This is a genomic window from Streptomyces aureus (genome assembly GCF_001418135.1).
In the GTDB taxonomy this organism is placed as follows: Bacteria; Actinomycetota; Actinomycetes; order Streptomycetales; family Streptomycetaceae; genus Streptomyces; species Streptomyces aureus_A.
In genome coordinates this window covers 20,085-37,167 of the sequence record NZ_LIPQ01000029.1, presented here as the reverse complement: position 1 = coordinate 37,167, position 17,083 = coordinate 20,085, and the positions used below count along the sequence as shown (strand labels likewise).

Genomic DNA, 17,083 nt, shown 5'->3' with positions numbered 1-17,083 from the left:
AATGGGCCGTATATCCGCGACACGTGCGAATATACGGCCCCTCAGGTCGCCGTGCCCTGCACGCGGGCGGACCGTGGCGGCCGCGTCAGGCGTCGTCGAGGCCGCGCTCGATGGCGTACCGGACGAGCTCCACCCGGTTGTGCAGCTGGAGCTTGCCGAGGGTGTTCTGGACGTGGTTCTGCACCGTGCGGTGCGAGATCACCAGCCGCTCGGCGATCTGCTTGTAGCTGAGGCCCTTGGCGACGAGCCGCAGGACCTCCGTCTCGCGCTCGGTCAGCTGCGGGGCCTTCGGCTCGTCGGTGCCGGCCGCCGGGGCGGGCTCGGTCGCGAGCCTGCGGTACTCGCCGAGGACCAGTCCGGCGAGGCCTGGGGTGAACACGGGGTCGCCGACCGCCGTCCGTCGTACGGCGTCGATCAGCTCCTCCGTACTCGCCGACTTGAGGAGGTAGCCGGTGGCACCGGACTTGACCGCCTCCAGGACGTCCGCGTGCTCGCCGCTCGCCGAGAGGACCAGGACCCTCAGCCCCGGCCGGCCGCCGACGAGCTCCTTGCACACCTGGACGCCCGGCTTCACCGGCAGGTTCAGGTCCAGGACGAGGACGTCCGGCAGGACCGCGAGGGCGCGGCGCACCGCCTGCTCGCCGTCGCCCGCCGTGGCGACCACGTCCAGGCCCGCCTCGGCCAGATCGCGGGCGACCGCGTCCCGCCACATCGGGTGGTCGTCCACGACCATCACTCTGATCTGCTGCTGCTCGCTCATCTTCCTTGTCCTGCCTTCCCCCGCGGAACCTTCAACTCGACTTCTGTGCCCTGCCCGGGGACCGAGATCAGCTCGGCCGAGCCCCCCAGGTCCCGCAGTCTCCCCCGGATGGAGAGGGCGACCCCCATCCGGCCCTCCCCCCACGCCTCCGCGAGGCGGCCCTCCGGGATGCCGGGGCCGTCGTCCCGGACGGTGACGATCACCTCGTCGGGCCAGTCCTCGACCAGGATCCACGCGTTCGCGTCCTCCCCGGCGTGCACCCGCACATTGTCCAGTGCGGCACCGACCGCGGCGGCCACCTCGCGGGCGGCGGGCGGCGCGAGGAGGACGGGCGCGCCCGGCTCGGAGAGCGTGACCTTCGCCCCGGCGCGCGGGGCGAGCAGGAGGCGCAGGTCGACAGGGGTGTCGTCGTCCGGCTCGTCGTCCACGTCGACGACCCGGACCACGGCCCCCTCGGACTCGTCCTCCGACACCAGGCTGGGGCGGGCGAGACCGCCCGCGACGAGCGTACGGAGCGCCACCTCCTGCTCCCCCGCCATCCTGGCGATCTCGGCGGCCTCGCCGCCCATCGCCGTGCCGCGCCGCTGCACCATCGCGAGGACCTGGAGGACGCTGTCGTGGATGTCGCGGGCGAGCCGCTCCCGCTCGCGGGTCGCGGCCTCGATCTCCAGGGCGCGGGCGAGGGTGCGCTCGGAGGCGCGGGCGACCTCGACGACGTATCCGATGGCGATGGAGGCCACCCAGACGAGGAGGACGTTGTGGAGGGTGTCCCGGCTGGGGTGGCCGCGTTCGACGATGTTGGCGACGGCGACGAGGGAGGAGGCGACGCCGGCCCAGCGCCAGCCGCCCTTGATCGCGTACGCGAGGACGGATCCGGCGGTCCATATCGACGGCAGGGTGGGGCCCTCGATGGTCTGGGCGTGGGCGTCGGCGAGCGGGGTGAGGAGGATGCCGACGAGGGCGACGGTGAGGTCGGCGCCGAGGAAACGCTTGGTGCAGCTGGCCGCGTTCGCCACCTTGGGAAGGGTGGCGAGGGTCCAGACGCACATCACCGCCAGGAAGACGACGGCGATCCAGGGCCGCTCGTACCGGTCCCGGCCGAACGCGAACAGCAGGACCGCGTAGACCATGGTCAGGACTCGGTAGCCGGTCAGCGCCCGCCACAGCGGCTGCTCGACCGACATGCGCACGACACGCTCGCGCTTGGCCATCTCCCCCACCCCCGGCCGTCCCGTACGGGACGGCTGACCGCCGGACGCCTACGCGCCGGACTCTTCCCGAGCGGCGATCTCGGCCTTCACGGCCTCCTTGGCCGCCTTCTCCGCGTCCGCGATCTGTCGCTTGGCGGCGGTCGCGTAGATGTCGACGTACTCCTGGCCGGACAGCTTCATGATCTCGTACATGACCTCGTCGGTCACCGAGCGGAGGATGAAGCGGTCCCCCTCCATGCCCTGGTAGCGGGTGAAGTCCAGCGGCTTGCCGATCCGGATCCCCGGGCGCATCAGCTTGGGGACGACCTTGCCGGGGGGCTGGATCTTCTCGGTGTCGATCATGGCGACCGGGATCACCGGAGCGCCGGTGGCCAGGGCCACCCGCGCGAGGCCGCCGGGCTTGCCCCGGTAGAGGCGCCCGTCGGGCGAGCGGGTGCCCTCGGGATAGATCCCGAAGAGGCCGCCCTTCTGGATGACCTCGATACCGGCCTTGATCGCCGCCTCGCCCGCGCCGCGGGCACCCGAACGGTCCACCGGAAGCTGGCCGACCCCCTTGAAGAAGGCGGCCGTCAGCTTGCCCTTCACACCCGGCGAGGTGAAGTACTCCGCCTTGGCGATGAACGTGACCTTGCGGTCGAGCACGGCGGGCAGGAAGAAGGAGTCGGAGAACGACAGGTGGTTGCTCGCCAGGATCGCGGGCCCCTCGGCGGGAATGTTCTCCAGACCCTCCACCCAGGGCCGGAAGGCAAGCTTCAGGGACCCTCCGAGGGAGAACTTCATTGCGCCGTAGATCAACTCGCCATGCCTTCCGTGTGCCGTGGCGACGACTTTATCCCGTACCGGGGTACGGCCCCCGCTACGGCCCTGGTCGGTGTCGGTCCGGTCGCGTACCGTGAAGGTCCTTCCCCATTTTCCGTCGCTTCGGCGCACCCAGGGCGCACCCGAAGGCGAACGCGAAGTCGAGCGAACAGGAGACCCCGGTGCCGGTCCTTCCCGGAGCCGAGCCGTACCGCCATGAAGGCGGAGAGGTCGGCGTCCTTCTCTGTCACGGATTCACCGGTTCCCCGCAGTCGCTGCGCCCGTGGGCCGAGTATCTGGCCGCGCGCGGTCTGACGGTGTCACTGCCGCTGCTGCCCGGGCACGGCACCCGCTGGCAGGACATGCAGCTCACCACCTGGCACGACTGGTACGCCGAGGTCGACCGGGCGCTGAGCGAGCTCGTGGAGCGGTGCGCGACCGTCTTCGTCTTCGGCCTCTCCATGGGCGGGGCGCTGACCCTGCGGCTCGCCGCCCGGCACGGGGACGCCGTGAAGGGCATCGTCCTGGTCAACCCGGCCAACAAGGTGCACGGCCTGGCCGCGCACGCGCTGCCGGTCGTCCGGCACCTGGTCCCGTCGAACAAGGGCATCGCCAGCGACATCGCCAAGGAGGGCGTCACCGAGGTCGGCTACGACCGGGTGCCGCTGCACGCCGCGCACTCCCTGCGGCAGTTCTTCCGGACCGTGGACGCGGAGCTTCCGCAGGTCACGCAGCCGGTGGTACTGCTCCACAGCCCTCAGGACCACGTCGTACCGCCCGCCGACTCGGCCCGGATCCTCTCCCGGATCTCCTCGACGGACGTCAAGGAGATCCTGCTGGAACAGAGCTACCACGTGGCGACGTTGGACCATGACGCGGAGCGGATCTTCGACGAGAGCCTGGCCTTCGTCGAGCGTCTCGCGCCGGGTCTGGTCGACGAACAGGGGAGCAGGAGCGGTGGCTGAGGAGCAGGACGGCGGCGGGCGAGAGCCGCAGCCCATCGACGAGGAGGCGGCCTGGGCCGCGATCGTCGCGGGGTACGGCGAGGAGCCGGCGGACCCGCCGGGGGCCAAGCCGTACCGGACCGTCGAGAACCTGTCACTCCCGGAGCCGGATACCGACGGCGACGAGGACGAGGACGCCGGGGAGGTCCGGCCGGTGAAGCCGGCGCCGGCCGCCGGGAAGGGCACGCCCTGGAAGCCGAGGCCGACGACCGGCGGGACCCCGCCGGAGGCCGACGAGGAGCCCGGGGCGGAGGAGGAGCCCGAGGCGGGTCCCGAGCGCCCCGCGCTCGGCAGCTCCGTCGTCTTCGCGCCCGGCGTTCGCCCGGCCGGCCCCCGCGACTACTCCCCCGCGGAACCGGACGACGCGCCCGGCGGCTCCGACGAGGGCCACTTCGTACCGCCGGAGCCGCCGCCGCTGCCCGAGGCGGACGTGACGACCAAGTTCGCCTGGCTGGCCGTGGTCGGCGGGCCGGTGCTGATGCTGGTGGCCGTGCTGCTCAGCTGGGACATGACCTGGTGGCTGACCACGCTCTGCATCGGCGGCTTCCTCGGCGGCTTCGCGACCCTCGTGGGCCGTATGAAGCACGACGACGATGACGACGGCTTCGACGACCCGGGCCGCGGCGCGGTCGTCTGACCGTCCTGATGCCGGACTCCGTCCGTCGGCCGGTGAGCTGCTCCCCGGCCGACGGCGGGGCGGACCTCAGGGCGCCGCGGGCACCCGCACCGCCGCCAGTACCGGAAGGTGATCGGTGGCGGCCCGCAGATCCGCCGGGTCGAGGTCCGTCGGTACCCCGCAGCCGAGGAACTCGACGCCCCGGGTGGCGAGGATCGCGTCGATCCGCTGGTGCGGATCAGCGGGGGTCGAGGTGTTCGCCCCTCCCCAGGGGCTGGCCTCCCAGCCGTCCTGGAGTTCCTTCGCCAGCCGCCGGAAGGCGGGCCCGTCGGGCCGTTCGTTGAGGTCGCCGGCGACCAGGGTGTACGGGGTCCCCAGGGCGGCGACCCGGTCGAGGATTATCCCGGCCTGGGCGTACCGCTCGTCCTTCCGCAGGCTCAGATGGCAGCTGATGAGGCCGACCCGGGCCCCGGCGAAGCGGACGACGGCGGTCGCGAGACCGCGCCGGTGCAGGCCCGGGGTCAGCGGCAGCAGCACGTCCTCGGTGCGTTCCACGGTGGCCCGCAGGGAGCAGAGCAGCATCGGTCCCGCCGCGGTCGCGCCGCCGCTCAGCATGACGAGCTCGCTCTTGGCGGCGAGCCGGGCGGCGTGTTTGCGCCAGCGGAAGAAGCGCGGGGCCTCCTGGACGAAGACGAGGTCCGGGTCGCAGGCCCGGATGACCCGGGCGAGGGCGTCCTCGTCGTCGCGCATCGAGCGGACGTTGTAGCTCAGGACCCGGAGGACGGCCGAACCGTCCTCCTCGGTGCGGGAGTTGGGCAGCTCACTGATCGCCATGACACGTAACGTACGACAACCGCCCGCCACGTCCACAGGGACGCGACGGGCGGTTGTCGTACGAGGGACCGCTCAGCCCTGGCGGGCGAGGTCCGCCGCGCCGACCAGACCGGCCTTGTTGCCGAGCTGGGCCGCGAGGACCTGCGCGTGCGGGCGCCACTGGCCGCCGATCAGCCAGCGCCGGAAGGACTTCCGGATCGGGTCGAGGACGAGATCGCCCTCGTCCGAGACGCCGCCGCCGACGATGAACGCCGAGGGGTCGAACAGCGAGGCCAGGTCCGCGAGGCCGGCACCGGCCCAGCGGGCCAGTTCACGGAAGGAGTCGACGGCGACCGGGTCGCCGGCGCGGGCGGCCTGGCTGACGTGCCGGCCCTCGATGCCCTCGGGGGTGCCGTCGCCGAGCCCGAGGAGGACCTGGGCCCGCTCGGGGGTGGCGTTGGCGCGCTGCTTGGCGTAGCGGACGAGCGCGCGCCCGGAGGCGTACTGCTCCCAGCAGCCCTGGCTGCCGCAGCCGCACAGCAGACCGTCCGGGACGACCCGGATGTGGCCGAACTCGGCGGCCACGCCGAAGCGTCCGCGGCGCAGCTTGTTGCCGATGATGATGCCGCCGCCGAGGCCGGTGCCGAGGGTGATGCAGATGACGTCCTCGTGGCCCTGGCCGGCGCCGAACCTGTACTCGCCCCAGGCGGCCGCGTTGGCGTCGTTCTCGACGACGACGGGCAGGCCTACCCGCTGCTCGACCTTGTCCTTGAGCGGCTCGTGCCGCCAGTCGATGTTCGGCGCGAAGAGGACGGTGGCACGCTTGTCGTCGACGTAGCCCGCGGCACCGATGCCGACGGCCTCGATCGTGTGGCCCTTGCCGGCCTCGGACACGGCCGCGCAGATCGCGTCGACGATGCCTTCGGGGGTCGGCGGGGTGGGCACCTTGTGCGTGTCGAGGATGTTGCCCTCCTCGTCGACCACGCCAGCCGCGATCTTCGTGCCGCCGATGTCGACGCCGATGGTGAGTCCCATGTGTCCCTCAGTTTTCGGTCGAGCCCCGCTAAGGCCCACCGTACCCGAGGGGGACGGCCGTCCCGATCAGTCGAGGTCGATGTGCTGGCCGGTTCCGGGCCCCTCGTCGTCCTTGGGGTCGCGGGCATCGGCGTCCCCGTCGGTGCCCTTGTCCGCCTTGTCACCCTGCCCGTCCGCGTCCCGGCGGGGGTCGCGCGGGTCGTCGGGGGTCACCTTCTCGTCGCGCGTCCACCGGGTCTCGTGGGACTCGACGGCGGAGCGGTAGGCGGCGAGCAGTTCGTTCCCGGCGGCGGCGAGGTGGTCGAAGACCTGCGGGTTGCGCTCGATGACGGGCTCGACGACCGCCTTCGCCTGGTTGACGAGCTGCTGCACGGTCTGCGCGGCCTGGCCCGCGAGCAGCGGGTTCCCGAGGCCCCCGGAGACCTTGCCGGCGACGGCCTCGAAGAGCTTGCGGAACTCGTCGGCGGCGGATCCGGTCTCCGCCCCGTGCTGCGCCCGGCGGCGGGCCTTCTCCGCCTCCAGGTCCTCGGCGCACGCCTTGGCCCAGGCGTCCGAATCGCTCATGGCGTACTCCTCACTGGCTGGTACTTCGACGGTACACGCCCCCTCAGGGGGTGCGGGGCCAGAGTCCGGGGTCGGGGGTGAAGCGCACCCGGAGGTCCCCCTCGACGAGGCCCGCGCCGGTGACGGTGCAGCGCCGCAGGGCGGCCGGCAGGGGCACGTTGCGGCGGAAGGCGCCGACGGTCAGAAGCAGTTCGTCACCCCTGCGGACGAGGGACAGATCCTCCTTGACGGCGCCGGGGAGGCCGATGTGCCACACCAGGACGCCGTCCTCCTCCCGGCGGTCCTCGACGGACCACGCCGGTACGGGATCGGGGACGGCCGCCGGGCGCCGGGCGGGCGCGAGCAGCACGAGGTCCTCGGGGCCGCGGGGGTCCCGGCCGAGGTGCGGCAGCTCGTCGACGGCGCCGGCGAGGCCGGAGGCGGTACGGAGCTCCGCGAGGTGCCGGTGCTGCTGGGTGGTGAGTCCGGCGAGCCAGGGGTCCTCGGAGTCGGCGGGCAGCAGCCGGTTGGCGACGACGGAGTCGAGGGCGAGGCGCTGGAGGGCGAGGCCGAGCCGGGCGGTGCGCAGGGCGCGGACGGCGGCGGGGCCGGGTTCGAGGACCAGCCGGACGCTGGTGGTGGGGGCGTCGACGACGGTCTGGACGGCGGCCAGCTCCTCCTCCCAGCGCCCGGTGGTCTCGTACAGCCACTGCGCGGGCATCGGGACGCCGGCGAGCTGGGCGAGCATCGGGCGCAGGGCGCGGGCGGCCTGCCGTTCCCGCGGCAGGAGGCGGCGCAGATAGCGGCGGAGCTGCTCGGGCAGGGCGAGGAGGGCGAGGGCCTCGGCGAGCGGCGGCAGATCGACGACGGCGAGGTCGTGGCCGCCCTCGGCGGCGTCGCGCAGGGCGCGCAGCAGGGCGAACTGGCGGCTGCCGGGGAGTTCGGTGAGTTCGGCGTCCTCGAAGGGCGCGGCGCCCAGCAGGTCGAGGGCGGCGGAGGAGCGGGCCTGGAGGGCGAGGAACTCCCGGCGGAAGTCACCGGCCGGCTCGGGGCGCAGGACACGGAGGCCCTCGCCGCCGTCGCCGCCCAGGAGCGGATCGGCGTCCTCGGTGACGAGCAGGACCCGGCGGCCCGCCCGCGCCTCGGCGAGGGCGGTCGCGGCGGCGACGGTGGTGCGACCGGCGCCGCCGGACCCGGTGACAAGGATGATCCGCATGCGGAGGACGTTACCCGCGCCCTCCCGGCGCTCGTACGGGAGGACGTGACCGTCCCCCTCCGGGGCTCACACGCCGGATTCGACGCGCTTCTTCAGGCCCGCCAGCGCCCGGTCGATGATGACCTTCTCGGCCTTGCGCTTGATCATGCCGAGCATCGGGATCTTCACGTCGACCGTCAGCTGGTACGTGACCTCCGTCCGGTCACCGCCGCCCACCGCCGCCAGCCGGTACGACCCGTCGAGCGACCGCAGCATCTGGGACTTGACCAGCGTCCAGCTGACCTCGTCGCCGCCGGTCCACGTGTACGCGAGGGTGTGGTCGTCCTTGATCGCGCCGGCGTCGAGAAGCAGCCGCACCTTCTCGGCGCGGCCGGCCTCGTCGGTCTCCAGGACCTCGGCCTCCTTCACCTCGCCCGTCCACTCGGGGTAGCGGGCGAAGTCGGCGATCACGCCCATGACGTCGGCCGGTGCCGCCTCGATGGTGATGCTCGAGCTGGTGTGTTCGGCCATCGTGGTGGCTCCTCCACTGTGCGGTCCGGCGGAAGTCAAAGGGGCACAGACGTGCCGACGGAAGGCTATCGCGCTGCGACGCGGGGCCCGTCACCACTCCAGGGCGAAGGGTCTGCCCGTCGAGGCGAAGTGGCCGACGTTGACGCACTCGGTCGACGCGATCCGCATCCGCCGGGCCAGCGGCTGGTGGACGTGGCCGAAGAGGGCGTAGCGGGGCCGGGTGCGCCGGATGGCGTCGAGGAGGGCCCGGCTGCCGCGCTCGAAGCGCCGGGCGACGGTGTCGTACGTCAGGTCCGGCACGTCGGGCGGGATGTGGGAGCAGAGGACGTCGACGTCGCCGAGGGCCTCGACCTTCGCCGCGTACTCCTCGTCGGAGATCTCGTACGGCGTGCGCATCGGGGTGCGCAGGCCACCGCCGACGAAGCCGAAGACGAGGCCGCCGACCTCGACCCGCTCGCCGTCGAGGACGGTCGTCCCGGGCCGGGCGAACTCGGGCCAGAAGCGGGGGATGTCGACGTTGCCGTAGGTGGCGTACGTGGGGGTGGGGAAGGCGGCGAAGAGTTCGGCGTACTGGCGGCGGACCGCGCCCTCGATCGCGGTCTCGCGGTCGACGTCGAGCTCGGCCCAGAGGCGACGCCCCAGGTCACGGGCCTCGTCGAAGCGGCGGGCGGTGCGCAGCTCGACCAGCCGGTCGGCGTTCTCGACGCCGAACAGCTCGGGGAAGATCCCGCGGCTGTGGTCGGCGTAGTCGAGGAAGAGGACCAGGTCCCCCAGGCATATCAGGGCGTCGGCCCCGTCCCCCGCCCTGGCGAGGTCTCCGGCGTTGCCGTGCACGTCACTGACCACATGGACTCGCATGGGCCCACCTTAGGGGGTGTCACCTGCGGTTACTTCCGAGTCTGGAAAGCTGTGGATTACTGTGCGCAGAGCACCGCCACACATGTGTGACGCACGGAACATCTGGCCGGAACCCCCTATCCGGAACCATGTACTGATGGGTAACGTCCGGGCAGTCCAGTCGTGCTCTCCCCCACGGAGCACCTGCCAGTTCTTGGACTTCACCGGTGCATCACACAGAGCCGTGGCGCCGGCGCCCGATGAGGAGCAGCAGTCTTGCGCGAGTTCAGCCTTCCGGCCCTGTACGAGGTCCCCGCGGACGGCAACCTGACGGATCTCATCCGCCGCAACGCCTCCCAGCACCCAGACGTCGCCGTCATGGGCCGCAAGGTCGACGGCGTGTGGACGGACGTGACCGCGACGCAGTTCCTCGCGGAGGTCCGCGAGGCGGCCAAGGGTCTGATCGCGGCCGGTGTCGAGCCGGGCGATCGGGTCGCGCTGCTCTCCCGCACGCGCTACGAGTGGGTGCTCCTCGACTTCGCGATCTGGAGCGCGGGCGGCGTGACCGTCCCCGTGTACGAGACGAGCTCGCCGGAGCAGATCCAGTGGATCCTCGGCGACTCGGGCGCGACCCTGGTGATCGTCGAGAGCGCGGCCCACCAGGAGGCGGTGGTGTCGGTCCAGGAGAACCTGCCGGAGCTGAAGGGCATCTGGCAGATCGACGACGACGCGGTCGCGCAGCTGACCGGGACCGGCCTGGACGTGTCCGACGAGCTGCTCGACGCGCGCATGTCGGCGGCGAACGCGGACGACCCGGCGACGATCGTCTACACCTCGGGAACGACGGGCCGCCCCAAGGGCTGCGTCCTGACCCACCGGGCCTTCTTCGCCGAGTGCGGCAACGTGGTGGAGCGGCTGAAGCCGCTCTTCCGTACCGGCGAGTGTTCGGTGCTGCTGTTCCTGCCGGCCGCGCACGTCTTCGGGCGGCTCGTCGAGGTCGCGTCCGTGATGGCGCCGATCCGGCTCGGCTGCGTCCCCGACATCAAGAACCTCACGGACGAGCTGGCCTCGTTCCGGCCGACGCTGATCCTGGGCGTGCCCCGGGTCTTCGAGAAGGTCTACAACTCGGCGCGGGCCAAGGCCCAGGCCGACGGCAAGGGCAAGATCTTCGACAAGGCCGCGCACACGGCCATCGCGTACAGCAGGGCGCTGAGCACCCCGCAGGGCCCGTCCTTCGGCCTCAGGCTGAAGCACAAGATCTTCGACAAGCTGGTCTTCAGCAAGCTGCGGGCGGTGCTCGGCGGCCGCGGCGAGTACGCGATCTCGGGCGGTGCGCCGCTGGGTGAGCGGCTGGGTCACTTCTTCCGCGGCATCGGCTTCACGGTCCTGGAGGGCTACGGCCTGACGGAGTCGTGCGCGGCGACGGCGTTCAACCCCTGGGACCGGCAGAAGATCGGCACGGTCGGTCAGCCGCTGCCGGGTTCGGTGGTGCGGATCGCCGACGACGGCGAGGTGCTGCTGCACGGCGAGCACGTCTTCTCGCGGTACTGGAACAACGAGGCGGCGACGGCCGAGGCGCTGGCGGACGGCTGGTTCCACACGGGCGACATCGGCACCCTCGACGAGGACGGCTACCTCGCGATCACCGGACGGAAGAAGGAGATCCTGGTGACGGCGGGCGGCAAGAACGTCGCCCCGGCGGTCATCGAGGACCGGATCCGGGCGCACGCGCTGGTCGCGGAGTGCATGGTGGTCGGCGACGGCCGCCCGTTCGTGGGCGCGCTGGTCACGATCGACGAGGAGTTCCTGGGCCGCTGGGCCTCGGAGCACGGCAAGCCGGCGGGCTCGACGGCGGCCACCCTCCGGGACGACTCGGACCTGGTGGCGGAGGTCCAGCGCGCGATCGACGACGGCAACGCGGCGGTCTCCAAGGCGGAGTCGGTCCGCAAGTTCCGCATCCTCCCGGCGCAGTTCACGGAGGAGGCGGGCCACATCACCCCGTCCCTGAAGCTGAAGCGGAACGTGGTGGCGAAGGACTTCGCGGACGAGATCGAGGCGATCTACCGGGCCTGATCCGGTCCGGCGTACGTACGGCCGGAGGCCCGGGGCGGTGTCGCCCCGGGCCTCCGGCCGTTTCCGTGTCCGTGTCGTTCCGTCCCACCCGGACGCTCGCTACAGAAGCTCCTTGAGACGCTCCGCGAGGAGGTCCCAGCGCCATTTCTCCTCGACCCAGGCGCGGCCGCGCTCGCCCATGCGGGCGCGGAGCTCGGGGTCGAGGAGGAGGGTGCTGACGCGCTCGGCGGTGTCCTCGGCGGACTCGCCGCGCACGACCCAGCCGGTCTCGCCGTCGAGGACCGCGTCGGGGGCGCCGCCCGAGTCGCCCGCGACGACGGGGAGGCCGGTCGCGGAGGCCTCCAGGTAGACGATGCCGAGGCCCTCGACGTCGAGGCCGCCGCGCCGGGTGCGGCACGGCATGGCGAAGACGTCTCCGGCGCCGTAGTGGGCGGGCAGTTCCGACCAGGGGACGGCGCCGGTGAAGCGTACGGATCCGGCCACCCCGGTCTCGGCTGCGAGGCGGTGCAGATCCTTCTCGTACGGGCCGCCGCCGACGATCAGGAGGACCGCGTCCGGCACCCGGCGCAGGATCTGCGGCATGGCCCTGATCAGGGTGTCCTGGCCCTTGCGCGGGACGAGCCGGGAGACGCAGACGACCACGGGACGGTCGCTGAGCCCGAGGCGGGCACGGACCTCGGCGCCGCCCGAGTCCGGGTGGAAGGTCTTCTCGTCGACGCCCGGCGGCAGCTGCCTCATGCGGCCCGCTGCGGCCGGCGTGAGGGCGGCCGCGATCCGGGAGCGGGTGTACTCGCCGAGGTAGGTGACGGTGTCCGTGCCCTCGCCGATCCGCCGGAGCAGCTGCCGGGAGCCGGGCAGCTGGGCCCAGCCGGCCTCGTGTCCGTGCGTGGTGGCGACGAGTCGCCGCGCGCCGGCCCTGCGGAGCGCGGGGGCCATCAGGCCGAGGGGCGCCGCCGCGCCGAACCACACGGACTCACAGCCGTGCTCGCGCAGGAGCGCGGTGGCCCGGGCCGTGACCCGAGGTGTGGGCAACAGCACGGTGGTGCGATCCCGGACGACCGTGAAAGGCTGTTCGGCGTCGAACGCGGCCGTCGCCTCGATCCCTTCGCGGCTGCGCTTCCAGGTGGAGGCGTACACCACGATCTGGTCGGGATCCAGGCGGAGGGCCATGTTGTGCAGGAAGGCCTGGATTCCGCCCGGACGCGGCGGGAAGTCGTTGGTTACGATCAGGGTCTTGTGCATCGTGGCCGACAGTACCGCGAGCGCACCCACCGCCCAGCACCACCATCCCCCGCGGCAGCGGGCCGACAGGACAAGGAACAGGACAGGTATGACGGGGGCAGTGGGCATCGGATCACGCGCGCGTCTCCGCCTCCCGCTCGGCCTCTGGGGCCTGACCCGGATCATCGTCCTGCTGTGTGCGTTCAAGGTCGTGGTGGTGCCCGGCCCGGACTCGATGGTCGAGGTCGAGCAGATCTACCAGGGCTGGTTCGACGTCCTGCGGACCGGCGAGTATCCCCGGTCCGACGTGACCTGGCAGTACCCGCCGGCCGCCGCCCTCGCGATCCTCTCTCCCGCGCTGCTGCCCTTCCTCGGCTACACGGCGGCCTTCTTCGTCCTGGCGCTCCTGTGCGACGCCTTCGTCATGGGCCTCCTCCTGCACACCGGCCGCCGGGCCGGCCGGTCGATGCGGGGCGCGTGGCTCTGGCTGGCCGCGGTGCCCCTGCTCGGCCCGACGGCGTACGCCCGCTACGACGTCATGGTGACGGCCGTCGCCGTGGCCGCTCTGCTGACCGTCGGCCGCGACCCGCGCGTTCTGGGTGTCCTCGCCGGTTTCGGTGCCGTCCTCAAGGTGTGGCCGGCGCTGCTGCTCGTGGGGACCCCGAAGGGCGGGGCGACCTGGCGTTCCTGGCCGGTGGCGGCCGGCGCGGCGGGAGCGGTGCTGCTGCTCTGCGCGGCCTGGATGCCCGGGTCGCTGGCCTTCCTCTCGTACCAGAGCGAGCGGGGTACGGAGGTCGAGTCACTGGGCGCGATGGTGTTCCACGTGGCCCGGCACTTCGGCTGGGAGGGCGAGGCCCGGATGAACTACGGCTCGATGGAGTTCCTCGGCCCCTACGTCTCGTGGGTGTCGTCCGGTGAGATGGCGCTGACGGTCGCCGCGTTCGGATGGCTGGCGCTGTGGCGGTTCAAGGCGCGCCGGTTCTCCTCGTCGACGACGGCGGACGCGGCCTTCGTCGCCGTCCTGCTCTTCACCGTGACGAGCCGGGTGATCTCACCGCAGTACATGATCTGGCTGTTCGGCCTCGCCGCGGTCTGTCTCGCCTACCGCTCGACCGCCATGCGGCGCCCCGCCCATCTGGTGCTGTGGGCGACGGCCGTGACGCAGTTCGAGTACCCCGTCTGGTTCTCCCATGTGACGCAGAGCGATCCCCTGGGCATCGCTGTGCTGTTCCTGCGCAACGGTCTCCTGGTGGTCGCCACCCTCTCCGCCTGCCGCGCCCTGTGGCGGCACACGGTGACCGAGGCCGGCGTCGCGCGCATCCCGGGGCAGACGCGTCGGCCCGAGCGGGAAAAGGTCCTGGCCGGTTCGGCCTGAGCGGTAGTGGCCCGAACACCGATACGCACTGGTGCTACCCTGGGGCACCCTTGCCTTCCCGTTAGGTTCTTCTGCTGACATGAACAACTCGATTCTCTCGGTCGACACGCTTCAGCGGCACGGGAAGAGCGGCGACGGGGCCGCTGCGCAGGATGCGCCGAAAGCCTCGGCCGGCATATCGGGGAAATCCCTGCTCCTGATTTCCGGCACTTTCTTCCTCGTTTATCTCCTCCTGTCGGCACGGCGCCACGCGGCGAACCTCACCACGGGGTACGACCTGGGCATCTTCACCCAGATCGTGCGGTCCTACTCCGAGTTCACCGCCCCGTACTCCGACCTCAAGGGGCCCGCGTACAACACGCTCGGGGATCATTTCCATCCGATCCTCGCGCTGCTCGCTCCCTTTTACAAGGCATTCCCGTCCAGCTATACGCTGCTCGTCTGCCAGGCAGCTCTCGTGGCGTTTTCCGTAGTCCCCCTGATGAAATGGGCAGACAAAGTCAGGGGACGGAAGTTCGCCTATTGGGTCGGAGTTTCCTACGGCGCCTCCTGGGGAATTGCCGCACTCATCTATTTCGACTTCCACGAAGTCTCCTTCGCGGTGCCGCTCCTGTCCCTCTCGCTCTGTGCCGCCGGTCGGAAGAACTGGCGCGCGGCCGCCCTCTGGGCCCTGCCGCTGGTGCTGGTCAAGGAGGATCTGGGGCTCACGGTCGCCGCGATCGGCGCCTATGTGGCGTGGAAGGGGCCGAGGGTGACGGGGCTCGCCCTCGTCGCCTTCGGTGCCGGCGCGACGGCGCTTGAGATGCTGGTGATCCTTCCGCACTTCAATCCCCTCGGGCAGTTCGCCTATCTGCCGCCCGAGACCGCCGAGGAGGTCGGCGTGCTGGCGCAGGCCGCCGGAGCCCTCTGGCCCCCGGTCAAGTGGCTGACGCTCTTCATGATCGTCGCCCCGACCGGCTTCCTGGCCCTCCGGTCGCCGATCCTGCTGGTCGCGCTGCCGACGCTGGGCTGGCGCTTCACGGGATCGAACCCCTTCTACTGGGGGATGGAATTCCACTACAGCGCGGTCCTCATGCCCATCGCCTTCGCCGCCGCCGTGCACGCGGTCGCGAACGGTGTGACGGCACGAAGACTCGTGCCCGCCTGCGTCATCGGCGCGGTGGCCACGAGCGTCACGCTCTTCACCCATCCCCTGCATGAGGTCGTACTGCCACGGACGTGGAGCGACTCCGCCTACATCAGGACGTCGGACGAGCTGCTCGGGAAGATCCCCGACGGCGCGACCGTGGCCGCGTCGAACCGGCTGGCCGCCCAGCTCGCCGACCGGGCCCGCGTCAGCGAGGTATGCCTGTTCCCCCGCTCCTTCCCTCCGAAGGAGCGACCCGAGTGGCTGATATACGACGTCGCCGACAACTCCGACCCGGAGTGCCCGACCGGCAAGGCCCTGGAAACGGCCGAACCGTACGTCCCCGGATACCGGGTCCTCGACACACGGGACGGCATAACCCTGCTCAGGCTGGCCGGCGACGACGGGAATTCCCGGTAGGACGCCCCCGGGAGGGCAGGCGCCTGATCATCCGAACCGGCCGTCGGCTTCCGCCGGCGGCCGGTTCGCGTGCGAGGAGCCCCCGCGGCCGGGCCGCTTCCGAGCGCCGCCGGGAGTACGGCGGTACAGGAGAGCGAGGGCCGCGCACTGGGCCGCTGTCGCGAGGCCCATCGCCAGGCAGATGCCGGGCAGTCCGAGCCCCGAGAGACCGTGGGCGAGTGGCAGCTGGACGAGGACGCCCGCGATCGTGATCCGGGCGAGGTACGGACTCCCGCCGGTGCCCTCGAAGACTCCCGCGAGCGCGATGAACCCGCCCATGAGCAGCAGATGGGGGCCGAGGCAGCGCAGGAAGAGGGCGCCCGCCTCCGCCACCTCCGGTTCGGCGCCGAAGATGCGCATGACGGGTCCCGCGCCGAGGAACAGCAGCACGGCGGCACCGCCACCGAGGACTCCCCCGAGCAGCAGGGCCTGGCGTCCGACGGCGCGGCGCTCGTCGAGGCCGGCGTCGGCCCGTCGCGCCTGCCCCGGCTCCTCGTCGGGCCCTCGCCCCGCCCCCTGCGTGCTCCCGAGCAGATGCGCGCTGTGGATGGCGGCGGCCTGCCGGACGGCGTAGAACGCCATGGTCGCGACGTACATGGCCTTGGTGGCGATGCCGTAGGCGGCGATCTCGGTGACGCCGAGCCGGGCCACGACGGAGACGAGCGCGAGCGCACCCGCCATCCGGACCGCGAAGTCGACGCCCATGGGGAGACCGGTGGCGGCGGTGCGGCGCAGGGCGGCGGCGGAACGCTCGGCCGGACGGACCGCGCGGGCGGCCCTGACCAGCGGGTGGCGCCGGAGGACGAGCAGCCCGACGGCGAGCGCGACGACCCGGCCGGTGACGGTGGCGAGGGCGGCGCCCCGCACCCCGTACGCCTGGATGAGCAGCGGGTCGAGGACCAGGATCAGCCCGTTCGCGAGGAAGGCGAGCCGCATGGGGGTGCGGGTGTCGCCCGCGCCCTTGAGGATCCCGTCGAGGACGTTGACGGCGAAGAAGACGGCGGTGCCGGGGAGCGAGACGGCGAAGTAGGCGGTGGCCAGGGCGTGGGCGGGGTGGTCCTGGCCGCCGAGCAGCAGGGCGGCGAGCGGTTCGCGCAGCAGGTACCCGCCGACGGCCACGGGCGGCACGAGCAGGGCGCCGAGGGCGGCCCCGCCGCGGACGGCGGCGCGGACGGCGGCCGGGTCGTCGGCGCCCCGGGCGCGGGCGACGAGCACGGTGGTGCCGGAGCCCGCCACGAGGACGACGCCGAGGAGCAGGTTCTCGACGTTGGTGGCGACCGCGACGGCGGCGACGGCGTCCCCGCCGAGGCGGGCGACCCAGATGACGTTGATGACGCCGGCGGCGACGCCGGCGAGGAGTTCGAGATACACCGGGCGGGCGAGCCGGACGAGCGTACGGCGGTGCGCGGACATGGACGAGAGCCCCCTCTTTTCGATGTACCTCGATTCGAGGCACATCGAAAAGAGGTAGCATGGGGACCGGTCG

16 protein-coding genes are annotated in these 17,083 nt (G+C 72.2%); 5 read left to right on the top strand and 11 right to left on the bottom strand.

The window, feature by feature from the left end; genetic code table 11:
• Positions 1 to 85: 85 nt before the first annotated feature.
• From AOK00_RS03470 to AOK00_RS03460, 3 genes are read right to left on the bottom strand one after another with little or no spacing between them, the layout of a single operon-like run.
• Positions 86 to 760 (bottom strand): response regulator, encoded by a 675-nt coding sequence (locus tag AOK00_RS03470; RefSeq protein ID WP_055598846.1) that lies wholly within the window; start codon positions 758 to 760, stop codon positions 86 to 88.
• A complete protein-coding gene (gene macS / locus AOK00_RS03465; protein ID WP_055598845.1) occupies positions 757 to 1,971 on the bottom strand; it encodes a MacS family sensor histidine kinase in 1,215 nt (404 codons plus the stop codon). Before macS ends, AOK00_RS03470 begins: the two co-directional genes overlap by 4 nt.
• A gap of 48 nt (positions 1,972 to 2,019) precedes the next feature.
• Positions 2,020 to 2,751, bottom strand: coding sequence for a lysophospholipid acyltransferase family protein (locus AOK00_RS03460; RefSeq protein ID WP_055598844.1), 732 nt, complete (start codon positions 2,749 to 2,751; stop codon positions 2,020 to 2,022).
• Between the two features lie 200 nt (positions 2,752 to 2,951).
• On the opposite strand from AOK00_RS03460, the gene AOK00_RS03455 reads away from it, so the two are divergent.
• Together AOK00_RS03455 and AOK00_RS03450 are read left to right on the top strand one after the other, a co-directional pair.
• The gene (locus AOK00_RS03455) at positions 2,952 to 3,734 is read left to right on the top strand and encodes an alpha/beta hydrolase (protein WP_055598843.1); all 783 of its coding nucleotides are present in this window, start codon (positions 2,952 to 2,954) and stop codon (positions 3,732 to 3,734) included.
• On the top strand, positions 3,727 to 4,410 hold the full coding sequence (locus AOK00_RS03450; RefSeq protein ID WP_055598842.1) for a hypothetical protein: 684 nt from the start codon (positions 3,727 to 3,729) through the stop codon (positions 4,408 to 4,410). Before AOK00_RS03455 ends, AOK00_RS03450 begins: the two co-directional genes overlap by 8 nt.
• Before the next feature lie 66 nt (positions 4,411 to 4,476).
• Here the strand turns inward: AOK00_RS03450 and AOK00_RS03445 are convergent, their stop codons facing one another.
• The 6 genes from AOK00_RS03445 to AOK00_RS03420 form a co-directional block, all read right to left on the bottom strand.
• Positions 4,477 to 5,223 carry an endonuclease/exonuclease/phosphatase family protein gene (locus AOK00_RS03445; protein ID WP_055598841.1) on the bottom strand — a complete coding sequence of 249 codons (747 nt, stop codon included), beginning with the start codon at positions 5,221 to 5,223 and terminating at the stop codon, positions 4,477 to 4,479.
• Between the two features lie 72 nt (positions 5,224 to 5,295).
• The gene (locus AOK00_RS03440) at positions 5,296 to 6,237 is read right to left on the bottom strand and encodes an ROK family glucokinase (protein ID WP_030314421.1); all 942 of its coding nucleotides are present in this window, start codon (positions 6,235 to 6,237) and stop codon (positions 5,296 to 5,298) included.
• A 66-nt stretch (positions 6,238 to 6,303) separates the two neighbouring features.
• Complete coding sequence (locus tag AOK00_RS03435) at positions 6,304 to 6,801, bottom strand: DUF5304 domain-containing protein (RefSeq protein WP_055598840.1); 498 nt, start codon at positions 6,799 to 6,801, stop codon at positions 6,304 to 6,306.
• A gap of 43 nt (positions 6,802 to 6,844) precedes the next feature.
• Positions 6,845 to 7,996, bottom strand: a complete 1,152-nt coding sequence (locus AOK00_RS03430) for an ArsA family ATPase (protein WP_055598839.1) — start codon at positions 7,994 to 7,996, stop codon at positions 6,845 to 6,847.
• 66 nt (positions 7,997 to 8,062) lie between these two features.
• Positions 8,063 to 8,506: an SRPBCC family protein gene (locus AOK00_RS03425; RefSeq protein ID WP_055598838.1), complete on the bottom strand. Its 444-nt coding sequence runs from the start codon at positions 8,504 to 8,506 to the stop codon at positions 8,063 to 8,065.
• 90 nt (positions 8,507 to 8,596) lie between these two features.
• Complete coding sequence (locus tag AOK00_RS03420; protein WP_037637491.1) at positions 8,597 to 9,364, bottom strand: metallophosphoesterase family protein; 768 nt, start codon at positions 9,362 to 9,364, stop codon at positions 8,597 to 8,599.
• 255 nt (positions 9,365 to 9,619) lie between these two features.
• On the opposite strand from AOK00_RS03420, the gene AOK00_RS03415 reads away from it, so the two are divergent.
• Complete coding sequence (locus AOK00_RS03415; protein WP_055598837.1) at positions 9,620 to 11,416, top strand: AMP-dependent synthetase/ligase; 1,797 nt, start codon at positions 9,620 to 9,622, stop codon at positions 11,414 to 11,416.
• A 99-nt stretch (positions 11,417 to 11,515) separates the two neighbouring features.
• Here the strand turns inward: AOK00_RS03415 and AOK00_RS03410 are convergent, their stop codons facing one another.
• Positions 11,516 to 12,658 carry a glycosyltransferase family 4 protein gene (locus tag AOK00_RS03410; RefSeq protein WP_055598856.1) on the bottom strand — a complete coding sequence of 381 codons (1,143 nt, stop codon included), beginning with the start codon at positions 12,656 to 12,658 and terminating at the stop codon, positions 11,516 to 11,518.
• Positions 12,659 to 12,746: 88 nt separating this feature from the next.
• On the opposite strand from AOK00_RS03410, the gene AOK00_RS03405 reads away from it, so the two are divergent.
• Both AOK00_RS03405 and AOK00_RS03400 read left to right on the top strand, forming a co-directional pair.
• A complete protein-coding gene (locus AOK00_RS03405) occupies positions 12,747 to 14,012 on the top strand; it encodes a glycosyltransferase family 87 protein (protein ID WP_055598836.1) in 1,266 nt (421 codons plus the stop codon).
• Positions 14,013 to 14,091: 79 nt separating this feature from the next.
• Entirely contained in the window at positions 14,092 to 15,558 is a 1,467-nt protein-coding gene (locus tag AOK00_RS03400; RefSeq protein WP_055598835.1) for a DUF2079 domain-containing protein, read from the top strand.
• A 27-nt stretch (positions 15,559 to 15,585) separates the two neighbouring features.
• On the opposite strand, the gene AOK00_RS03395 is transcribed toward AOK00_RS03400, so the two are convergent.
• Positions 15,586 to 17,010 (bottom strand): MATE family efflux transporter, encoded by a 1,425-nt coding sequence (locus AOK00_RS03395; protein WP_055598834.1) that lies wholly within the window; start codon positions 17,008 to 17,010, stop codon positions 15,586 to 15,588.
• Positions 17,011 to 17,083: the final 73 nt, after the last annotated feature.

What these genes read in the sequence shown, in the direction of transcription:
- AOK00_RS03460 (WP_055598844.1), bottom strand. Translation starts at nt 2,751, where the DNA reads ATGAAGTTCTCCCTCGGAGGGTCCCTGAAGCTTGCCTTCCGGCCCTGG.
- AOK00_RS03395 (WP_055598834.1), bottom strand. Translation starts at nt 17,010, where the DNA reads ATGTCCGCGCACCGCCGTACGCTCGTCCGGCTCGCCCGCCCGGTGTAT.
- AOK00_RS03470 (WP_055598846.1), bottom strand. Translation starts at nt 760, where the DNA reads ATGAGCGAGCAGCAGCAGATCAGAGTGATGGTCGTGGACGACCACCCG.
- AOK00_RS03405 (WP_055598836.1), top strand. Translation starts at nt 12,747, where the DNA reads ATGACGGGGGCAGTGGGCATCGGATCACGCGCGCGTCTCCGCCTCCCG.
- AOK00_RS03440 (WP_030314421.1), bottom strand. Translation starts at nt 6,237, where the DNA reads ATGGGACTCACCATCGGCGTCGACATCGGCGGCACGAAGATCGCGGCT.
- AOK00_RS03400 (WP_055598835.1), top strand. Translation starts at nt 14,092, where the DNA reads ATGAACAACTCGATTCTCTCGGTCGACACGCTTCAGCGGCACGGGAAG.
- AOK00_RS03445 (WP_055598841.1), bottom strand. Translation starts at nt 5,223, where the DNA reads ATGGCGATCAGTGAGCTGCCCAACTCCCGCACCGAGGAGGACGGTTCG.
- AOK00_RS03420 (WP_037637491.1), bottom strand. Translation starts at nt 9,364, where the DNA reads ATGCGAGTCCATGTGGTCAGTGACGTGCACGGCAACGCCGGAGACCTC.
- macS (WP_055598845.1), bottom strand. Translation starts at nt 1,971, where the DNA reads ATGGCCAAGCGCGAGCGTGTCGTGCGCATGTCGGTCGAGCAGCCGCTG.
- AOK00_RS03410 (WP_055598856.1), bottom strand. Translation starts at nt 12,658, where the DNA reads ATGCACAAGACCCTGATCGTAACCAACGACTTCCCGCCGCGTCCGGGC.
- AOK00_RS03430 (WP_055598839.1), bottom strand. Translation starts at nt 7,996, where the DNA reads ATGCGGATCATCCTTGTCACCGGGTCCGGCGGCGCCGGTCGCACCACC.
- AOK00_RS03435 (WP_055598840.1), bottom strand. Translation starts at nt 6,801, where the DNA reads ATGAGCGATTCGGACGCCTGGGCCAAGGCGTGCGCCGAGGACCTGGAG.
- AOK00_RS03425 (WP_055598838.1), bottom strand. Translation starts at nt 8,506, where the DNA reads ATGGCCGAACACACCAGCTCGAGCATCACCATCGAGGCGGCACCGGCC.